This window comes from Collinsella aerofaciens (assembly GCF_015556945.1).
In the GTDB taxonomy this organism is placed as follows: Bacteria; Actinomycetota; Coriobacteriia; order Coriobacteriales; family Coriobacteriaceae; genus Collinsella; species Collinsella aerofaciens_AO.
The window spans coordinates 1-1,525 of record NZ_JADNNH010000063.1 but is presented as its reverse complement, the minus strand read 5'-3'; the positions used below and the strand labels follow the sequence as shown (position 1 = coordinate 1,525).

The following is a 1,525-nucleotide window of genomic DNA, read 5'->3' as shown; positions in this document are numbered from 1 at the left end:
AAGGTCGTCGACCTCGCCGTCCACGGCGACTCGCGCGGCTGGTTCAAGGAGAACTGGCAGCGCGCCAAGATGACCGCGCTGGGCATCCCGGACCTCAGGGTCGTCCAGAACAACGTCTCCTACAACGACAGCCGCGGCGTCACCCGCGGCATCCACGCGGAGCCCTGGGACAAGTTCATCTCCGTGGCCCGCGGTTCCGTCTTCGGCGCCTGGGTGGACCTGCGCGAGGGCAGCGAGACCTTCGGCAAGGTGTTCACGACCGTTTTGGATCCCAGCAAGGCCATCTACGTCCCGCGCGGCGTGGGCAACTCCTTCCAGGCCCTGGAGGACGGCACCGCCTACACCTACCTGGTGGACGCCCACTGGTCGCTCGAGCTGAAGAGGACCTACACCTTCGTGAACCTCGCCGACCCCGAGCTCGCCATCGAGTGGCCGATCCCGCTCGACCAGGCCACCGTCTCCGAGGCGGACCTCAACCACCCGATGCTGAGGGACGTCGTCCCCATGGCGCCGAAGCGCACCCTCGTCACCGGCTGCAACGGCCAGCTGGGCCATGCGGTGCGCGCGCTCGCCGAGAAGCGCGGCGTCGCCAAGGACTTCGACTTCTGCGACATCGACACCTTCGACATGTCCGACCCGGACGCCTACGCGCAGTACGACTGGTCGCTCTACGGCACCGTGATCAACTGCGGTGCCTACACGGCGGTCGATAAAGCGGAGGCCCCCGAGGGCCGCGTGACCGCCTGGAAGGCCAACGCCACCGGCCCGGCCCTGCTCGCCCGCACCTGCGCCGGGCACGGGATCACCCTCGTGCACGTGTCCTCCGACTACGTCTTCGACGGCACGGCCGAGGTCCATACCGAGGACGAGCCCCTCAGCCCGCTGTCCGTCTACGGCCAGACCAAGGCCGCGGGCGACATTGCCGTGGCCGGCTGCCCCCGCCACTACATCATGCGCAGCTCCTGGGTCATCGGCGAGGGGCACAACTTCGTCAAGACGATGAAGGCGCTCTCCGACCGCGTCGCCGACCCGGACGACAAGCTGGACCAGGTCACCGTCGTGGACGACCAGCTGGGCCGCCTGACCTTCACGCGCGACATGGCGCGGGCCATCTTCCATGTGCTGGGGACGCACGCCCCCTACGGCACCTACGACTGCACCGGCTCCGGCGCCGTGAAGTCCTGGGCCGACATCGCCCGCGCCGTCTTCGAGGCCGCCAACGGCAACGGGGACAAGGTCGTGCCGGTCAGCACCGCCGACTACTACGGCGGCGCCGAGGGACCCGTCGCCCCGCGCCCGGTCCACTCCGCGCTCGACCTTTCCAGGCTCGAGTCGGTCGGGTTCCACATGCCCGACTGGGAGGAAGAGCTTGGGGAGTACCTCAAGACGCTCTAGCCGCTATCAACTTTTCGAGAGTAAAAGCCGCCGTTCTTTAACGGCGGCTTTTCGATCGCGTCGGAAATGTTGGTGTAAGCGCGCCGACGGCTGACCGCCAAACGCAAGCGGCCCCTGTCCTAGAATCTGG

At 67.9% G+C, this 1,525-nt stretch carries 1 protein-coding gene; it reads left to right on the top strand.

Annotated elements, in window-relative coordinates; all coding sequences use genetic code 11:
- Positions 1-1,395 (top strand): sugar nucleotide-binding protein (locus I2F59_RS09830; protein ID WP_195504016.1); only part of this gene is annotated, 1,395 nt, incomplete at its 5' end.
- Between the last annotated feature and the right edge of the window lie 130 nt (positions 1,396-1,525).